The organism is Streptococcus sp. LYSM12 (assembly GCF_004569635.1).
In the GTDB taxonomy this organism is placed as follows: Bacteria; Bacillota; Bacilli; order Lactobacillales; family Streptococcaceae; genus Streptococcus.
In genome coordinates, this window is the sequence record NZ_SPOZ01000019.1 from 36749 (window position 1) to 54691 (window position 17943).

The 17943-nt window shown below is 41.6% G+C and carries 15 protein-coding genes; 14 read left to right on the forward strand and 1 reads right to left on the reverse strand.

Annotated elements, in window-relative coordinates; translation table 11 throughout:
* The first annotated feature begins 16 nt into the window (after nt 1–16).
* The 8 genes from E4T79_RS07350 to sufB all read left to right on the forward strand — a co-directional run bounded on the left by E4T79_RS07350 (nt 17) and on the right by sufB (nt 8865).
* Entirely contained in the window at nt 17–856 is an 840-nt protein-coding gene (locus tag E4T79_RS07350; protein WP_135029088.1) for an undecaprenyl-diphosphate phosphatase, read from the forward strand.
* A gap of 562 nt (nt 857–1418) precedes the next feature.
* Complete coding sequence (mecA, locus tag E4T79_RS07355; protein ID WP_135029090.1) at nt 1419–2150, forward strand: adaptor protein MecA; 732 nt, start codon at nt 1419–1421, stop codon at nt 2148–2150.
* Entirely contained in the window at nt 2147–3325 is a 1179-nt protein-coding gene (locus E4T79_RS07360; RefSeq protein WP_135029092.1) for an MraY family glycosyltransferase, read from the forward strand. Before mecA ends, E4T79_RS07360 begins: the two co-directional genes overlap by 4 nt.
* 359 nt (nt 3326–3684) lie before the next feature.
* The gene (gene sufC / locus E4T79_RS07365; RefSeq protein WP_135029094.1) at nt 3685–4455 is read left to right on the forward strand and encodes a Fe-S cluster assembly ATPase SufC; all 771 of its coding nucleotides are present in this window, start codon (nt 3685–3687) and stop codon (nt 4453–4455) included.
* A gap of 29 nt (nt 4456–4484) precedes the next feature.
* On the forward strand, nt 4485–5747 hold the full coding sequence (gene sufD, locus E4T79_RS07370; protein WP_135029096.1) for a Fe-S cluster assembly protein SufD: 1263 nt from the start codon (nt 4485–4487) through the stop codon (nt 5745–5747).
* Between the two features lie 6 nt (nt 5748–5753).
* On the forward strand, nt 5754–6983 hold the full coding sequence (locus tag E4T79_RS07375) for a cysteine desulfurase (RefSeq protein WP_135029098.1): 1230 nt from the start codon (nt 5754–5756) through the stop codon (nt 6981–6983).
* Entirely contained in the window at nt 6970–7404 is a 435-nt protein-coding gene (gene sufU, locus E4T79_RS07380) for a Fe-S cluster assembly sulfur transfer protein SufU (protein ID WP_135029100.1), read from the forward strand. The genes E4T79_RS07375 and sufU overlap by 14 nt, the downstream gene beginning before the upstream one ends.
* 48 nt (nt 7405–7452) lie before the next feature.
* Nucleotides 7453–8865, forward strand: a complete 1413-nt coding sequence (sufB, locus tag E4T79_RS07385) for a Fe-S cluster assembly protein SufB (protein WP_135029102.1) — start codon at nt 7453–7455, stop codon at nt 8863–8865.
* A gap of 1130 nt (nt 8866–9995) precedes the next feature.
* Here the strand turns inward: sufB and E4T79_RS07390 are convergent.
* Nucleotides 9996–11234, reverse strand: a complete 1239-nt coding sequence (locus E4T79_RS07390) for a serine hydrolase (RefSeq protein WP_135029104.1) — start codon at nt 11232–11234, stop codon at nt 9996–9998.
* 213 nt (nt 11235–11447) lie between these two features.
* On the opposite strand from E4T79_RS07390, the gene E4T79_RS07395 reads away from it, so the two are divergent.
* The 6 genes from E4T79_RS07395 to E4T79_RS07415 are packed head-to-tail and all read left to right on the forward strand — an operon-like array spanning nt 11448 to nt 17306.
* Nucleotides 11448–13235, forward strand: a complete 1788-nt coding sequence (locus E4T79_RS07395) for an oligopeptide ABC transporter substrate-binding protein (RefSeq protein WP_135029106.1) — start codon at nt 11448–11450, stop codon at nt 13233–13235.
* A gap of 46 nt (nt 13236–13281) precedes the next feature.
* Complete coding sequence (locus E4T79_RS11070; RefSeq protein WP_167752650.1) at nt 13282–13428, forward strand: hypothetical protein; 147 nt, start codon at nt 13282–13284, stop codon at nt 13426–13428.
* A 59-nt stretch (nt 13429–13487) separates the two neighbouring features.
* The gene (locus E4T79_RS07400) at nt 13488–14489 is read left to right on the forward strand and encodes an ABC transporter ATP-binding protein (RefSeq protein ID WP_135029108.1); all 1002 of its coding nucleotides are present in this window, start codon (nt 13488–13490) and stop codon (nt 14487–14489) included.
* Nucleotides 14489–15433 carry an ATP-binding cassette domain-containing protein gene (locus tag E4T79_RS07405; RefSeq protein WP_135029110.1) on the forward strand — a complete coding sequence of 315 codons (945 nt, stop codon included), beginning with the start codon at nt 14489–14491 and terminating at the stop codon, nt 15431–15433. Before E4T79_RS07400 ends, E4T79_RS07405 begins: the two co-directional genes overlap by 1 nt.
* Before the next feature lie 2 nt (nt 15434–15435).
* Complete coding sequence (gene opp4B / locus E4T79_RS07410) at nt 15436–16392, forward strand: oligopeptide ABC transporter permease (protein ID WP_135029112.1); 957 nt, start codon at nt 15436–15438, stop codon at nt 16390–16392.
* A gap of 11 nt (nt 16393–16403) precedes the next feature.
* Nucleotides 16404–17306 carry an ABC transporter permease gene (locus tag E4T79_RS07415; RefSeq protein ID WP_135029114.1) on the forward strand — a complete coding sequence of 301 codons (903 nt, stop codon included), beginning with the start codon at nt 16404–16406 and terminating at the stop codon, nt 17304–17306.
* Nucleotides 17307–17943 lie beyond the last annotated feature (637 nt).

Below are 17943 nucleotides of genomic sequence, written 5' to 3' on the forward strand. Positions count from 1 at the left end.
GAATAAGGAGTAAGCTATGTTTGTTGAGATTATAAAAGCGATTTTCTTTGGAATTGTAGAGGGAATAACGGAGTGGTTACCTATATCCAGTACAGGGCATCTGATTTTGGTACAGGAATTTGTTGCCTTTAAAAATGTGAGCGCTGACTTTATCTCTATGTTTAATGTTGTTATCCAGCTAGGGGCGATCTTAGCTGTTATGGTGATTTACTTCGACCGACTTAATCCCTTTCAGGCTGGGAAATCAAGTAGGGATGTTCAACTGACTTGGCAATTATGGGCAAAAGTGGTAATCGCTGCTCTGCCGGCAGCTATTTTAGGACTTTTATTTGACGATTGGTTGGATAATCATCTGTATAACTTTATTGTCGTTGCCTTGATGCTGATAGCTTATGGTGTAGCCTTTATCTATGTCGAAAAATGGCAGAAGAATCGTCAACCACAAGTGACATCTCTCCACAAGATGTCCTATCAGACGGCTCTCTATATTGGTCTGTTTCAAGTTCTTGCCTTGATTCCTGGAACTAGCCGTTCAGGAGCAACAATTCTAGGAGGAATTCTCCTTGGGACGAGCCGTGAGGTGGCAACAGAGTTTACTTTCTTTTTAGGTATTCCTATTATGTTTGGTGCTAGTCTGTTGAAAGTTCTAAAACTTCTTGTTAAAGGTTTGAGTGTAACGGCAGGTCAGTGGTTGCTCTTGTTACTTGCGATGGTGACTGCCTTTGGTGTGTCTTTGGTTGTGATTCGCTTCTTGACGGACTATGTGAAGAAACATGACTTTACTTTCTTTGGGAAATACCGAATTGTTTTAGGGACATTGTTGGTGCTTTACTATTTGATGACACTTATTTTTTAAGAAAACCAAGGCTGGGGCGAGGAGCTTCAGCCTTGACTTTATGCTTTTTAGCTTGTTTTATAGTCATTTCGTTTCTATTTTTATTACTTCGTTCACTCGTCTTGCTGTACCATTGAGAAAAGTTACACTTTTTTTATCTGTCACTTGAAATAGTTATCAACTATTTCAACTACCTGCGACTCCTTGCCTAGTACTAAAAAGAAACGAAACGGCTATAGCATAAGGAGTAAGTCACAGGAGGTTAGGAAAAAGTTTATCTCTATTTCTCAGAGTTGGCTTTACTATCTCAGGTCGGTGCTTGCCGAACCTAGAAAGTGTTGATAACTCAACATTTTCTAGGTTCGCTAACTTTGGAGAGGCAGGGAGAGGGCAATACTCCAGTCGATTTATTGTAGTTCCAATCTAGAAATAAGGAAGTGAGGAAAGCCGTTTGCTCTGAAAGAAAAACCTTGTCTGACTTCCTCTCTTTTCTTTTGTAAAAGAGGCTATTTTTTTGTATAATGTATGACATACGGGTTCTCAATAGTGGTTTGAGAAGGAACGAAGAGTATGAGGTAGCGAAATGAAGATGAAACAAATTAGTGATTCCACCTTGAAAATCACAATAAAAATGGAAGACTTGGAAGACCGTGGAATGGAAATTGCAGATTTTCTAGTGCCACAGGAAAAGACAGAGGAGTTTTTCTACACGGTTTTAGATGAATTGGATTTACCAGTAACTTTCCGCGAAAGCGGTATGTTGAGTTTCCGTGTGACACCAAAGCCAGACAAGGTGGATATCTTTGTCACCAAGTCAGATATTGATCAACATTTAAACTTCGATGATTTTACGGAGATGGCAGATTTGGATGAGCTTTCGCAAATGACACCAGATGAACTGTTAAAGACACTTGAAAAGACTATACGAGAAAAGAGTGTGGGGGACGAAAAAGCTGTCCAACAGTTGGAACAAGTTGAAGCAGATGAAGTAGAAGTGGAAGAAGTGGATAGAGAAGATCGCCAGTACATTTACTATATTCTGGATTTTGCAAGTTTACAGGAGGCAGTTCAATTTGTTTCGCTGGTTGATTTTACCATTGAAGAATCGGAACTCTACAAGATGAACGGTCGATATTATATGACTGTCTTAATCAATATTGAAAATCGTTCCACATACTATCCAGATTATATCTTATCACGGATGCTAGAACATGCAGATGATACGCCTATCTCGCGTGCAGTTCTTCAAGAACACGGAGTTCTCTTGTTGCCGGTCGGGGCGATTGATGAGCTTGGGAAGGTGAGCTTGGTATGATTCCCTTTGCTTTACAATACATCATTGTCGTCGTGCTTACAATGATGGTTTCTGTTATTGCAACCCCCTTGGTTCGTTTTTTAGCGCTTAGGATTGGAGCAGTAGACAATCCAAATGCACGGCGCATTAACAAGATTCCTATGCCCACTGCTGGTGGTTTGGCGATTTTTGTAGCATTCTTGTTAGCGACCATGTGCTTCCTACCCTCTGTGGTGACACATATTTCTCCGAGAGGGACATATGTTGAATATATTTGGCCTTTGGCTATTGCTAGTAGTATCATTATCATCACTGGCTTGCTTGATGACATCAAGGAGCTACGTCCTATGCCTAAGCTGGTAGGAATGTTGCTTGCGGCTGCCATTATTTGGATTTTTACTGAATTCCGCTTTGATAATTTCAAGATTCCTTTCGGTGGACCCATGCTTCACTTTCCAATCTGGCTTTCTTTTTGTTTGACCATTCTTTGGATTGTAGCGATTACCAATGCGGTCAATCTGATTGATGGTCTCGATGGTCTAGTGTCGGGTGTGTCTATTATCTCCCTTACAACTATGGGAATTGTATCCTACTTTTTCCTCCACGACAGCAATCTCTACCTGACGTTGACAATCTTTGTTCTGGTTGCTGCAATCATTGGTTTTCTTCCTTATAATTACCATCCAGCTATCATCTATCTGGGAGATACAGGAGCCTTGTTTATAGGCTTTATGATTGGGGTCTTATCTCTCCAAGGTCTGAAAAATTCCACGGCTGTTGCCGTGGTGACACCAATCATTATTCTAGGAGTACCGATTACCGATATTCTAGTAGCCATTATCCGTAGAACCTTGTCAGGACAAAAAATTTATGAAGCAGATCGCATGCATCTGCATCATCGTCTCTTGTCACTTGGATTGACCCATCGAGGGACAGTACTCGTCATTTATGCGATTTCCTTTATCTTTTCCCTTATTTCCTTACTTTTAAATGTATCGAGTCGCTTAGGTGGTGTTCTCCTAATAGTAGCTCTTTTACTGGGAGTAGAAATTCTCAGTGAGTTGATTGGGATTTTTGGAGAAAACAGGACCCCCATTTTAAAGCTGTTGCGCTTCATTGGTAATAGTGATGCACGACAGGAATATTTGACCCGAAAACGAATGAAGAGGGCAGAAAAGCAGAAAACACGAAGATAAGAATGTTTCTAAACAAAGAAAGAGCCTAATTGGTTCTTTTTTGATATAATACATCAGATAATACTCTTTGATACTCAAGGAAGATTAAAAATATAGTCATTTTGTTTATCTTTTATTCCTTCGTTCACTCGCTTTGCCGGACTCTAAGTATAGCCTGCAGCTCATTGCCTAGTACTAAAAGTAAACTAAAAGACTATAATAGACGAGAAAATGTAATCGAAAGTAGAACACTGTTTCTTTTTGTTTCAAGGGAACAGGCTGAAAACCTCCACTGGAGCTTTTCATTCATCGAGATAAATTGACAACGTATCGTTTTGATTTTCAAAGAGTAGGAGTATCAAAACTGAATGGAGGTAGGTATGTCAGTACTAGAAATTAAAGATCTTCACGTGGAGATTGAGGGCAAGAAAATCTTAAAAGGAGTAAACTTGACCCTAAAAACAGGGGAAGTGGCGGCCATTATGGGACCAAATGGGACAGGGAAATCAACCCTTTCAGCGGCTATCATGGGAAATCCAAACTATGAAGTGACCCGAGGTGAGGTCTTATTTGACGGTGTCAACGTCTTGGAGTTAGAAGTTGATGAACGTGCCCGTATGGGACTGTTCCTTGCCATGCAGTATCCAAGTGAAATTCCGGGAATCACCAATGCAGAATTTTTACGTGCAGCCATGAATGCTGGAAAAGAAGAGGATGAAAAAATTTCTGTCCGTGATTTCATTACGAAACTCGATGAAAAAATGGAATTGCTCAATATGAAAGAGGAAATGGCAGAGCGTTACCTCAATGAGGGCTTTTCAGGTGGTGAGAAAAAACGCAATGAAATCTTGCAACTATTGATGCTGGAGCCGACCTTTGCTCTTCTTGATGAGATTGATTCTGGTCTCGATATTGATGCTCTTAAAGTGGTTTCAAAAGGAGTGAATGCGATGCGTGGTCAAGGCTTTGGAGCGATGATTATTACCCACTACCAACGCCTCTTGAACTACATCACACCAGACGTGGTTCACATCATGATGGAAGGCCGGGTGGTCCTATCAGGTGGCCCAGAACTTGCGATTCGTCTTGAAAAAGAGGGGTATGCGAAAATTGCAGAAGAATTAGGCTTGACTTACGAAGAGGAAGTTTAAGGCGAAACTTGTTCAGAAAGGAGAAAACGATGACCAAAGAAGCCATTAAACTTTTTTCACAAGCACACGCAGAACCCGCTTGGTTGAGCGCTCTTCGTCAAGCAGCTTTTGAAAAGATTGAAACACTAGCCCTGCCAACTATTGAACGGGTGAAGTTCCACCGTTGGAATTTTGGAAGCGGTACGATTGCAGAATCAGAAGCAATGAGTAAGGTTCCTGATTTTACAGCTTTAGGGGACAATCCCAAGTTGGTGCAAGTAGGTACACAGACCGTTTTTGAACAACTGTCACCAGAATTAGCAGCAGCAGGCGTGGTCTTCACAGATTTCTATACAGCCTTAGAGGAAATTCCAGAGGTTATGGAGCAGTATTTCACCAAGGCAGTTGCGTATGATACGGACAAATTAGCAGCCTATCATACAGCTTATTTCAATAGCGGCGTGGTCTTATATGTTCCTGATGATGTTGAAATTGACCTACCTGTTGAGGGGATTTTCTACCAAGACAGTGACAGTACGGTGCCCTTTAACAAGCACATTCTCGTGATTACAGGAAAAAACGCTACATTAAACTATCTGGAATGTTTTGAAAGCATTGGAGAGGGTTGTGAAAAAGCAACGGCCAATATCACGGTAGAAGTAATTGCAGGACCAGGTAGTCAGATTAAGTTTGCAGCTATTGATCGCCTAGGTCAGCATGTGACAACCTACATGCGTCGCTGTGGAAAACTGAGCAATCATGCCAGCATTGATTGGGCGATTGGTGTTATGAACGAGGGTGATGTCGTAGCGGATTTTGATAGTGACTTGTACGGTGACGGTAGCCATGCGGATATGAAAGTGGTTGCATTATCAAGCGGCAAGCAAGTACAGGGGATTGATACGCGTGTCACTAACTACGGTCGCCATTCGATTGGCAATATCCTCCAGCACGGGGTTATCCTTGAAAAAGGAACGCTTACTTTCAATGGAATCGGTCACATTATCAAAGGGGCTAAGGGAGCGGATGCCCAGCAAGAAAGCCGCGTTTTGATGTTGTCTGATAAGGCTCGAAGCGATGCCAACCCAATCCTTTTGATTGATGAAAATGATGTCACAGCAGGACATGCGGCCTCTATCGGGCAGGTAGATCCAGAAGATATGTACTATCTCATGAGTCGTGGATTGGACAAGGCGACAGCAGAACGATTGGTTGTGCGTGGGTTCTTGGGAGCAGTGCTTACGGAAATCCCTGTTAAGGAAGCCCGCGATGAGATGATTGACGGGATTGAAGAAAAGTTAAACAAGAGGTAAGAAGCGATGCCAGTAGATAGCCATGCCATCAAGAAAGAATATCCGATTTTAGACCAGCTGGTCCATGATGAGCCGTTAGTCTATCTCGATAGTGCAGCAACGACCCAGAAACCACAAGCTGTCTTAGAGGAAATAGTGAATTATTACCAGACAGACAATGCCAATGTTCACCGAGGTGTTCATACCTTGGCAGAGCGGGCAACCAGTCGCTATGAAGCAGCGCGTGAACGTGTGAGAGAGTTTATCTGTGCTAAGTCAATCAAGGAAGTGCTCTTTACCAAAGGAACCACAGCCAGCCTCAACTGGGTAGCTCGTTTTGCGACTCAGATGCTGAAGCCAGGAGATGAGGTCTTGATTTCGATTATGGAACACCATGCCAACATCATTCCGTGGCAACAGGCTTGTCAACAGTCGGGAGCTAAGTTAGTCTATGTCTATCTCAAAGACGGTTGCTTGGATATGGAGGATTTGCGAGCCAAGCTATCACCTAAGACGAAATTCGTTTCTCTTGCCCATGTGTCAAATGTCCTTGGTGTGGTCAATCCGATTAAGGAAATTACCCAGTTCGCGCATGAAGTAGGTGCTATCATGGTGGTGGATGGAGCCCAATCAACTCCCCACATGGCGATTGATGTGATAGATTTAGACGTGGATTTCTTTGCCTTTTCAGGCCATAAGATGTTGGGACCGACCGGGATTGGTGTTCTCTATGGTAAGGAGAAATGGTTGTCACAGATGAATCCGGTGGAGTTTGGCGGTGAGATGATTGATTTCGTCTATGAGCAGTCTGCGACCTGGAAAGAATTGCCTTGGAAGTTTGAGGCAGGAACGCCCAATGTAGCAGGTGCGATTGGACTCGCTAAAGCCATTGATCTATTGGCAGAAACGGGTATGGAGCATGTTGCTCAACACGAGGCAGAATTGATGGCTTACCTCTTTCCTCGATTGCAGGCCATGGACGGTATTGTCATTTATGGACCGCAAGAGGTGGCAGAGCGCTCAGGTGTGATTTCCTTTAACATGCAAGATTTACATTCTCATGATGTAGCGACAGCACTTGATTATGAGGGGATAGCTGTTCGAGCAGGGCATCACTGTGCTCAACCGCTGCTGGCTTATTTGGGAGTACAGTCCACTGTCCGTGCTAGCTTTTACCTTTACAATACCAAGGAAGACTGTGATAAATTGATTGATGCATTAGAGAAAACAAAGGAGTTTTTTAATGGCGCTTTCTAAACTAGAAAGTCTTTATCTGACAGTAGTGACAGAACATTCCAAGTATCCTCACCACCAAGGAACCCTTGACGGAGCAGAGCAGGTGAATTTGAACAATCCAACTTGTGGCGATGTGATTAACCTATCTTTAAAGTTAGATGAAGCAGGAGAAACGATTGAAGATATTGCCTTTCTGAATGCAGGTTGTACCATTTCGACAGCCTCAGCTAGCATGATGACTGACCTCGTTCTTGGTCGAAATAAGGCAGAAGTACTTGAGCTAGCAGGGGTCTTTTCTGAAATGGTCCAAGGACAGTCAGATGAGCGCCAAAAAGAATTGGGCGATGCCGCTTTTCTAGCGGGTGTTGCCAAATTCCCTCAGCGTGTCAAGTGCGCAATGCTGGCTTGGAATGCACTAAAAAAAGGTTTAGGGGAAGAGTAAGTAAGATACAAAGCGAGAAATAAATAAACGAGTATAGAGGAGGAAAGAATGACAGAAGAGAGGGTAGAACCAAAGCCGATTGACCTCGGTGAATATAAATTTGGTTTTCATGATGACGTAGAGCCGATTATGTCTACAGGAAAAGGCTTGAACGAAGACGTAATCCGGTCCCTATCGGCAGCTAAAAATGAACCAGAATGGATGTTGGAGTTCCGCCTCAAATCCTACGAGGCTTTTAAAAAGATGCCCCTTGAAACATGGGGAGCAGACCTGTCAGAAATTGATTTTGATGATTTAATTTATTACCAAAAAGCGTCTGACAAACCTGCACGTTCTTGGGATGATGTACCTGAGAAAATTAAAGAAACCTTTGAGCGAATCGGAATTCCAGAAGCAGAACGCGCTTATCTTGCAGGAGCTGCTGCCCAGTATGAGTCAGAAGTGGTTTACCACAACATGAAAGAAGAGTTTGAAAAATTAGGGATTGTGTTTACCGACACAGACTCTGCCTTAAAAGAGTATCCAGAACTTTTCAAACAGTATTTTGCAAAACTTGTTCCGCCAACGGATAATAAATTGGCAGCTTTGAATAGTGCAGTCTGGTCGGGTGGTACTTTTATCTATGTACCAAAAGGGGTCAAATGTGATATTCCCTTGCAGACGTATTTCCGGATTAACAACGAAAGTACAGGACAGTTTGAGCGAACCTTGATTATCGTGGATGAGGGTGCAAGCGTGCATTACGTTGAAGGCTGTACAGCACCGACCTACTCGAGCGATAGTCTACATGCAGCGATTGTAGAAATCTTTGCTCTTGACGGTGCTTATATGCGGTATACAACGATTCAGAACTGGTCTGACAATGTCTATAACCTTGTTACCAAACGTGCCCGTGCTATGAAAGATGCGACCGTTGAATGGATTGACGGAAACTTAGGTGCAAAGACCACTATGAAATATCCGTCTGTGTATCTAGATGGTGCAGGTGCCCGTGGGACCATGTTGTCTATTGCTTTTGCAAATACAGGTCAACACCAAGATACAGGTGCCAAGATGATTCACAATGCACCGCATACCAGCTCATCTATTGTATCGAAATCCATTGCCAAGGGTGGTGGAGCAGTAAACTATCGTGGTCAGGTAACCTTTTCTCGTAATTCTAAGAAATCCGTCAGTCACATCGAGTGTGATACGATTATTATGGATGACTTGTCCAAGTCCGATACAATTCCATTTAACGAAATCCACAATTCGCAAGTTGCCTTGGAGCATGAGGCGAAAGTATCTAAGATTTCAGAAGAACAGCTGTATTATCTCATGAGTCGTGGTTTGTCAGAAAGTGAAGCTACTGAGATGATTGTTATGGGATTTGTCGAACCATTCACCAAAGAACTTCCGATGGAATATGCTGTTGAGCTTAATCGCTTGATTTCTTATGAGATGGAGGGTTCAGTTGGATAGAATGATTAGACACGAACAGCTAACATGCTGTTTGTGACAATCATCTACCAACTGAAGCTGGAAATAAGGAGATGCGGAAGCATTCTACAGGTTTGCTTTATCTATACTTGACCAATTGAAATGGTAGATAAAGAGCAATAATAAGCGCTCTACCTACTAAATGCAAGTAACCAATAAGCACATGCTTATTGGTTACCGTCATTTTTACCGACAAAAGTTGGAAATAAAGAAGACGGGAGTATTTCTACAAATTGTTCTATTTAGTCAGTTCTATCTCTAGCTGCGGTTACAAGGGAGTGGGAAAGAACTCAAAACACATAAGAACGAATTCGGTTTTTACCTTATTTCCTGCATTCTAGCTTCGGGCTGAAACGGTCTGGGAATAGACCGTTTCGCTCCCCCCATAGCTCCAACAGCTAGAGTCGTGACTGTTGGATCTTGGAAATGAAGCCAACGAGTTTGCATCAGTCGTAGAGGTCAGATGTGGAGTGTGAAACACGAACAAATATGAGTAAAGTCGTTTCGTTTATCTTTCACTCACGTTGCCGTACTTTAGTACAGCCTGCAGCTCCTTGCCTAGTACTCTAGTCATTTCGTTTATATTTTTATTACTTCGTTCACTCGTCTTGCTGTACCATTGAGAAAAGTTACACTTTTCTTATCTGTCACTTGAAATAGTTATCAACTATTTCAACTACCTGCGACTCCTTGCCTAGTACAAAAATAAACGAAACGGCTATAAAAGCAAACGAAAAGACTATCAAAAGCTCCAGTGGGGCTGTTGAGCCTGCTCCCTGAAAAAAGAGCAGCAGTTCATTTCCAACCTCAACGGCATGATATGATAGCCATTGAAACAATTAACCACTGCGCTGAGAAGTGGAGAGGGGGCTTTTTGTTCAGCGTCCCTCTAATTGAAGTTTAACAAGATAAGCTTATGACGGAAGAAGTTATAGTCATTTAGTTTATCTTTTATTACTTCGTTAACTCGCTTTGCCGTACTCCAGTACAGCCTGCAGCTCCTTGCCTAGTACTAAAAGCAAACTAAAAGACTATAGTACAAAGAGGAGTTGGAAAAAGACATTCTCTGCCATATAAAAAAAGGAAATTTAGAACAATTTCCTTTTTTAGATCTATAAATTTTCGTTGACATACCGTACAAAGTGGTTCCACCAAGAAAAGGGCCAGCTTGCAGGAGGAGTATTCTCTCCAATCATCAGTTCAATACTCGGCTGTTTGTCAACGTAGCCGTGCCCAATCAAGTCTGTATCTGCTAAGGTTAAGGTACCAACGATTGTTCCCTTGGCAAGTGGTGCATCAAACACAGTGTCCAGTCCTGTTGCTTTTGCAAGTGTTTCTTCATTATGTCGCACCCTTTTTGCATACATGAGCTCTTCTTTAGCAACGACCGGAGTGCTTGCATGTTTACCATTAAAGATAGATACCTTACTGTCGTGATAGGATTCGCCTGCTTTTACAATAGGGGTCCATTTAAAATAGGTATAAGAATAATTCATCAGGTTCATTGTTTCAATAAAGCGTTTTTCAGGATAGATGTCTCCGTCTTTGGTATGTAAGATAACGGTGATGATTCGCATATTATTTTCTAGACTGGTTGCGACGATAGACGTGCCGGAAGCTGTTTTGAGACCGTCTACTCCCTCTTTTTCATAAGCGCCTCCTCTTAGCATGGGATTTGTTCCATAATAAGTCGCCCCATTCAGTTTAAAGTGGGATCGGGAGGTAACCTCTAGCACTTGCGGATAATCGAGAATCAGTCGGCGGGCGATGATAGCAACATCAAGGGCAGATAAGCGGTTTTCTCTAGCCTGTTTCTCGTCTGAAACTTGAGTATCTTCATTTTCTAGAAGGTCTGTGCTTACACCAGTTGAATTGATAATGGTTGCGTCAGAAATTCCCCAAGATGCCAATTTTTCTTTCATTAAGTCCACAAAGGCAGATTCGCTACCAGCTACTTGCTCAGCTAGAGCAATCGTTGCGCTATTAGCCGAAGCGATTAAGGATGCATCAATGAGTTCCTGAACAGAGTAGGAACGTTTGTCCAAAGGAACGTTGGTCATAGGAGATGCAATCGTCAAGTGATAGGCGTAATCTGAAATGGGAACTTGGGTGTTAAGAGTCAATTTTTTCTGTTCAATCGCTTCATAGACCAAATAGACGGTTAGCAGATTTGAAATCGAGGCGATACTGGCCGGAGTAGTCGCATTTTGTTCGTAGAGAACTTTTCCTGTCTGTGCTTCAATCGCAATGGAGTGCTCAGCATCTGTGCTATATTTATCTAGGGCGTGGACAGAAAAGGGGAAGAGTGTTGCACACAAGCAAGCGATTAGGAATTTATACAATCGTTTCATATCAATGCCTCCCTCATTTTATAGTAGTCATATTATAACATAAAAGTAGGGGAGACTTCAGCTGAAATTTTCACAAGAAAATAGTCTGAAAATAATGAAAATTGTTTCTTTTGCAACATTTTCTGATAAAAGCCTTTTTTAAAAGGAAATTTTATGATATAATATCTCCCATAGACATAAAGTCTTTACTATATAGATATAAAGAGGTGTTTTATGAAGAAGTCTACCAAAAAGCTCGCTTTTGCAAGCGTGACATTGTTATCTGTGGCAACACTTGTAGCTTGCGGAGCGAAAGGTTCATCAAATGCAGCAAATGCTGAGTTGAGTTTTCCTACTGAAGTTACCCATGACGGCTCCGTCATTAAGGATGGGCAGTTTAAGTATGCAGTTGTATCACCAGCTGCTGCGACAGGTCTTCTGATTGATGAGTTAACCCAACAGCTTACCGATTCTACTTTTGGATCAATGGTTGATAACAGTATGTTTGGCTACGATGGAAACCGTAAGCTAGACGATTCAGGTCTTGCGAAAGTAGACTTTGATACGAAAGAAAAGACCATTACAGTTAGCTTGACAGGCAAAGACTACAAGTGGTCAGACGGTAAGCCATTCACGATTGACGATTACCTCTTTACAATTGAAAAAATGGCGGATAAAGGCTATACGGGTGTCCGTTTTGACGACAAATTCACAAATATCGTTGGCATGGACGAGTTTGTCGCAGGTACAGCAGATACAATCTCAGGTATTGAAAAAGTCGACGACTATACAGCGGTTTTGACTGTAAAAGAAATGGAGCCATCTATGATGTATGCGGGTGGGTCTGTACCAGCTTATGTCATGCCAAAACACATCTTTAAAGATATCCCAGTAGCAGATTGGGAAAAGAGTGAGTATGCACGTGCGACAACAAAAATTGTCGGTATGGGACCATTCAAGGTCAAAGAAGTAGTCAATGGTGAGTCGATTACTTTTGAACCGAATGAGTACTACTTCAAGGGGAAACCAAAAGTGGGCTTGAAGATGGACATCGTTTCTCCAGATACCATTGTATCAGAGATGAAAGCTGGCCACTATGATGCTGCAGAAATGCCTGTAGACCAAATAGATTCTTACAAGGATTTATCTAATGTAACCCTTCTTGGTAATCTAGAGTCATCTTATGAATACCTTTCATTTAACTTCGGTAAATATGATGAAGCAGCTAAGAAAAATGTCATGAATCCTGACGCTAAGATGAGTGATGTGAAGTTGCGCCAAGCTATGGGATATGCTCTTGATACTAAGACTGCGGGAGAAAAACTCTATAATGGCTTATACCATCCAGCAAACTCTCTGATTATCTCATTCTTTGGTGAACTCCACGATTCAGACTTGGAAGGTTTTGCTTACAATCCAGAAAAAGCAAAAGAATTGCTTGATGAAGCGGGCTACAAAGATGTAGATGGAGATGGTATCCGTGAAGGTAAAGATGGAAAAGCATTCAAGATTAGCCTTGCTGCACGTAAACGTACAGAAGCAAACGAAGCTCTTGTACAACAGTACCTTGCTTGGTGGAAAGAAATTGGCTTGAACGTTGAGCTTTACACAGGTCGGACCATTGAGATAAACTCATTCTACGAAATGGTTCAGGCTAATGATGCAAATATTGATGCTTATCTTGGCGGCTGGTCGACTGGTTATGACCCAATGCCAAATGTGTGGGGACCTACGAATAAATTCAATATGTCACGCTTTGTATCAGAAGAAAACAGTAAATTGCTTGAAGCGATTGGTTCTGTTGAATCATTCGATGAGAAGAAAAATCTTGAAAACTACAAGAAATGGCAAGAAAATGCCTTCAATGAAGCATTTGCTATCCCGTTATTTGAGTCAGAAGCTGTAACAGCGGTTAATAAGCGTGTGAAAAATTGGGATACTTACTACGGTTCAGCTTCCAAAGCCTCAGCTACAGCTTGGGAAAAGGTTGAATTGACTGCTGATAAAGGCATTGCGGAGTAATGTTCCTATCGAAAAATCTCTCATGACGGAATGTTATAGATAGATTTTGAAAAAGCCAACTAAGTTGGCTTTTTCAAATAATCGTGTAAAAAATACTGACAAAGAACGAGAGTTTTTCGGAAATTTTAAAAGAATTTTTACCTTGCTGATAGCTGAAATAGTTGGCAGAGGAGGAAAAATTGTGATAGAATAGAATGAATATTCTATTTTTTTATTGACAGGCAGCTCGGCTGTTGACGAAGGAGGAAAAGCGTGACAAATGAAAAACCGCTTTTAGAGATTAATGATCTACACGTCGGTTTCCGTATTGGCGATGAATTTTATGATGCTGTTGACGGTGTGTCCATTCATCTGCAAAAAAATGAAATTTTGGCGATTGTAGGGGAATCAGGATGTGGGAAGTCAACCTTGGCGACAACGATTATGGGACTTCATAATCCATTAAATACAAAGATTCAAGGCGCAATTCAATACAAGGATAAAGAATTGGTTGGAATGAGTGAAGCGGGTTACAATAAGATTCGTGGAAACGATATCGGGATGATTTTCCAAGACCCATTGGCTTCTTTGAATCCTTTGATGACCATTGGTGCACAAATCGATGAAGCGCTTTATTATCATACAGATATGAATGCAGAAGAGCGTACAGCTCGTGTCTTGGAATTGCTGGATCAAGTCGGTATTCCAAATCCAAAACGCACCTTTAAACAATACCCGCATGAACTATCAGGCGGTATGCGCCAACGGATCGTGATTGCTATTGCTTTGTCATGTAAACCACCGATTATTATTGCAGACGAACCCACAACTGCTTTGGATGTGACGATTCAGGCTCAAATTTTGGACTTGTTAAATGAAATCCAAGCAGAGACTGGCTCAGGGATTATCTTGATTACACACGACCTCGGTGTGGTAGCAGAAACGGCTGACCGTGTAGCGGTCATGTATGGTGGCCAATTTGTGGAAGTAGCACCTGTTGAAGAGCTCTTTACCAATCCAAAACACCCATACACTCGTTCTTTATTGAAATCAAATCCACAATCAAGTGACGAGGGTGGTGATTTGCATGTGATTGACGGAACTGTGCCACCATTGACAAAAATGCCTCGGACAGGTTGCCGTTTTGCATCACGTATTCCTTGGATTGATGCAGGTGCCCATGAAGAAAATCCAATCATGCATGAAGTATCAGCAGGTCATTTTGTACGCTGTACTTGTCATGAAACATTCTACTTTGAAGGAGAGACGAACTAATGGGATTTATTGAAGTAAAAGATTTAAAAGTTCATTACCCAATTCGTAGTGGCTTCTTCAATCGCATTACAGACTATGTTTACGCTGTTGATGGAGTTAATCTTCATTTTGAAGAAGGAAAGACCTATGGTCTTGTAGGAGAGTCTGGTTCTGGTAAGTCAACGATTGGAAAAACAATTATCGGCTTAGAACGCACAACATCTGGAGAAATCATCTATGAGGGACAAAATGTCACCAACAAATCCCGTCGTAAAAAAGGGAATTTTAACCGTGATGTCCAAATGATTTTCCAAGACTCTCTCTCAAGTTTTAATCCTAAAAAACGGATTTTAGATATTATCGCAGAACCTATCCGCAATTTTGACCGCCTATCACCAGACGAAGAGAAGAAACGAGTTCTTCGCTTATTGGATACTATTGGCTTGACAGAAGAAGCGCTTGTGAAATATCCACATGAGTTTTCAGGTGGTCAGCGTCAGCGTATCGGTGTTGCCCGCGCTTTGGCAAGCAATCCTCGCTTGATTATTGCAGATGAACCAGTATCTGCTCTAGACTTGTCTGTACAAGCGCAAGTATTGAATTACATGAAACGCATTCAAGATGAATATAAATTAAGCTATCTTTTTATTTCTCATGACCTTGGTGTTGTTCAACATATGTGTGATGAATTGTACATCATGTATCGTGGTCGCTTTGTTGAAACGGGAAGTAAAGAAGATATTTACAATCATCCACAACATATCTATACCAAGCGCCTATTATCAGCGATTCCAAGTATTGACCCCATCAATCGTGCACAAAACAAAGCACACCGCTTGGCAGCTGAGCAGGAATATCTTGAAAAACAAAGCATCTTCTATGATGAAAATGGACGTGTGTTTGACTTGAAACGATTTACAGATACTCATCAAGTTGCTCTACCAGAAACGAAAGGAGGTATCTAAGTATGTGGAAAACAGTATTGCGTCGATTCTTACTGATGATACCCCAGCTCATTCTTCTTAGTATTATCGCTTTCGCATTTGCGAAGTTGATGCCGGGTGATCCGTTTACAGGACAGGTCGATCCAAATATCGATCCTGAAGCGATTGAGCGCTTGCGTATCCAATACGGTTACTATGACCCGCTTCATGTGCAATATTTCCGGTGGATTGGAAATATCTTACAGGGGGACTTTGGTCAGAGTGTCTTCTTCAAACAGCCTGTTAGCACTATTATCATGCAACGCTTGAACAATACTATCTGGTTGTCTGTGTTGACCATGGTCATTACTTATGTGATTGCCTTACCACTTGGTATGATTGCAGGGCGCTATCAAAATTCTGTAGCAGATAAAATTATCAACGTTTATAACTTTTTAACCTTTTCAACGCCAGTCTTTATCTTTGCAATCTTGCTCTTGTGGCTATTTGGTTTCTCTCTTGGTTGGTTCCCAACGCGCGGATCGATAGCCTCAGGAGTTACTGGTGTAGAAGCTATCTTCAGTCGTTTACAACATATGATTTTACCAGCCCTGACACTGGCCATTCTATCAACAACGAGTACGATTCAGTATTTGCGAACGGGTGTGATTGATGCTAAGGCTCAGGACTATGTTCGTACAGCTCGTGCCAAAGGGGTACCAGAAAAGGTGGTTTATAACCGACACATTTTCCGAAACTCTATTTTACCAATCGCCGCTTTCTTAGGATATGAATTGACTGGCTTGGTTACAGGTTCAGTCTTTGTCGAGAATATCTTCACTTATCCGGGGATTGGGCAATTATTCATCATCTCTCTTTCCGGTCGTGACTATAGTGTTATTTTAGCACTTCTATTGATGTTTGGATTTGGAACCCTACTTGGGACCTTGTTGTCTGATATCATTATGAGTATTGTGGATCCGCGGATTCGAGTTAAGTAAGGAGGAGAAACGTGAGTAAAGATAAAACATTAGATAAAAACACGGCATCTACTCCTCCCGGAGGACTGCGTGTCATTGCTAGAGAGTTTACAAAAGATAAGGTTGCTCTAGTGTCCCTATTCCTTTTGGTTATTATTTTAGTGAGCGTCTTTGCTGGTGCTATTATTATGAACCAAGAAGAAGTGATGAAAGTTAATTTGCTTGGACGCTACCTTGCACCAGGCGTTGATGGACATATCTTAGGAACAGATGAAGGTGGACGAGATATCTTCGGTCAGCTGATTATTGGAGCTCGTAACTCGATTGTCATTGGTTTTTCAATTACCATTTTGACCAGTCTTGTCGGTGTATCCTTAGGAATCGTTGCAGGATATTACGGAGGTAAGTTTGATGGTTTCTTGATGCGAATCGTGGACTTCATCTTAATCTTGCCAACCTTAATGATGATTATCGTCTTTGTTACAATTGTTAAAAACTATACGATTTATCACTTTATCTTCATCATGAGTTTGTTTGGTTGGACCTACAAAGCACGTCTGTTTAGAACACGAACCTTGTCTGAAGCTAGTTTAGACTATGTAAATGCTTCGAAAACACTCGGTACAAGTGACTTTATGATTATGTTCCGCGAGATTTTACCCAATTTGAGTTCTTTGGTGATTGTGAATTTAACCTTGAATTTTGCAGGAAATATTGGGATTGAAACCTCTCTCACCTATCTTGGATTCGGTCTTCCAGCAACAGTCCCAAGTTTGGGAACTTTGATTGCCAATGCCAGAAGTGCCGAAGTTTTAGAAAATAAAACTTGGATTTGGTTACCAGCAGCAGTATTTATCTTGGTAATGATGTTGTGTATCAATTATATCGGACAAGCTTTCCAACGTGCAGCGGATGCAAAACAACGTTTAGGCTAACTCTGAACGGATAGAAAACAAGAGGCTGGGACTTATGTCCCAGCCTTCTAACGTTATGAACCGAATGATGTTGACGCAGTGATTGATTGCTTTAAGGGCTATCATACTGTTGAAGGTTGGAAATGAAATACTGCTCTTTTTTCAGGGAGCAGGCTCAAAAGCTCCACTGGAGCTTTTTACTTATTATTTGTTCGTGTTTCCCACTCCACATCTGAGCTTTAGGACTGATGCGAATGCGTTTACTTCATTTCCAACCTCCAACAGTCACTACTCTGACTGTTGGAGCTATGCGGAGTGGAGTGAAACGGTCTGGAATAGACTAAGCTAGAATGCAGGAAATAAGGAAAATCCAACTTTTTCTTATGTGTTTTGAGTTCTTTCCCACTCCCATTTTTAATTTCAGGGGCTTCTGGCCAACTAACCCTTGGTCTAGAGGGGCAGTAACTAGGGGGGGAGAACTCCTTTACGTTTCAAGATTTAAGCAAAAACGAAAAAAAGTAGAAAAAAAGAAAAAAAGTTATTGACAAAGCGAAATAGAGGTGATATACTGATATAGTTGTCGCTTGAGAGAGCAGACAGGAAAGACCTTTGAAAATTAAAGAAGACGAACCAAACGTGCAGGGGTAGTTTGTAGTTG

Excerpts from the sequence above, each read along its gene's own strand:
- sufD (WP_135029096.1), top strand. The coding sequence starts at position 4,485 with ATGACCAAAGAAGCCATTAAACTTTTTTCACAAGCACACGCAGAACCC.
- E4T79_RS07390 (WP_135029104.1), bottom strand. The coding sequence starts at position 11,234 with ATGAAACGATTGTATAAATTCCTAATCGCTTGCTTGTGTGCAACACTC.
- sufU (WP_135029100.1), top strand. The coding sequence starts at position 6,970 with ATGGCGCTTTCTAAACTAGAAAGTCTTTATCTGACAGTAGTGACAGAA.
- E4T79_RS07375 (WP_135029098.1), top strand. The coding sequence starts at position 5,754 with ATGCCAGTAGATAGCCATGCCATCAAGAAAGAATATCCGATTTTAGAC.
- mecA (WP_135029090.1), top strand. The coding sequence starts at position 1,419 with ATGAAGATGAAACAAATTAGTGATTCCACCTTGAAAATCACAATAAAA.
- opp4B (WP_135029112.1), top strand. The coding sequence starts at position 15,436 with ATGTGGAAAACAGTATTGCGTCGATTCTTACTGATGATACCCCAGCTC.
- E4T79_RS07405 (WP_135029110.1), top strand. The coding sequence starts at position 14,489 with ATGGGATTTATTGAAGTAAAAGATTTAAAAGTTCATTACCCAATTCGT.
- sufC (WP_135029094.1), top strand. The coding sequence starts at position 3,685 with ATGTCAGTACTAGAAATTAAAGATCTTCACGTGGAGATTGAGGGCAAG.
- E4T79_RS07350 (WP_135029088.1), top strand. The coding sequence starts at position 17 with ATGTTTGTTGAGATTATAAAAGCGATTTTCTTTGGAATTGTAGAGGGA.
- E4T79_RS07395 (WP_135029106.1), top strand. The coding sequence starts at position 11,448 with ATGAAGAAGTCTACCAAAAAGCTCGCTTTTGCAAGCGTGACATTGTTA.
- sufB (WP_135029102.1), top strand. The coding sequence starts at position 7,453 with ATGACAGAAGAGAGGGTAGAACCAAAGCCGATTGACCTCGGTGAATAT.
- E4T79_RS07360 (WP_135029092.1), top strand. The coding sequence starts at position 2,147 with ATGATTCCCTTTGCTTTACAATACATCATTGTCGTCGTGCTTACAATG.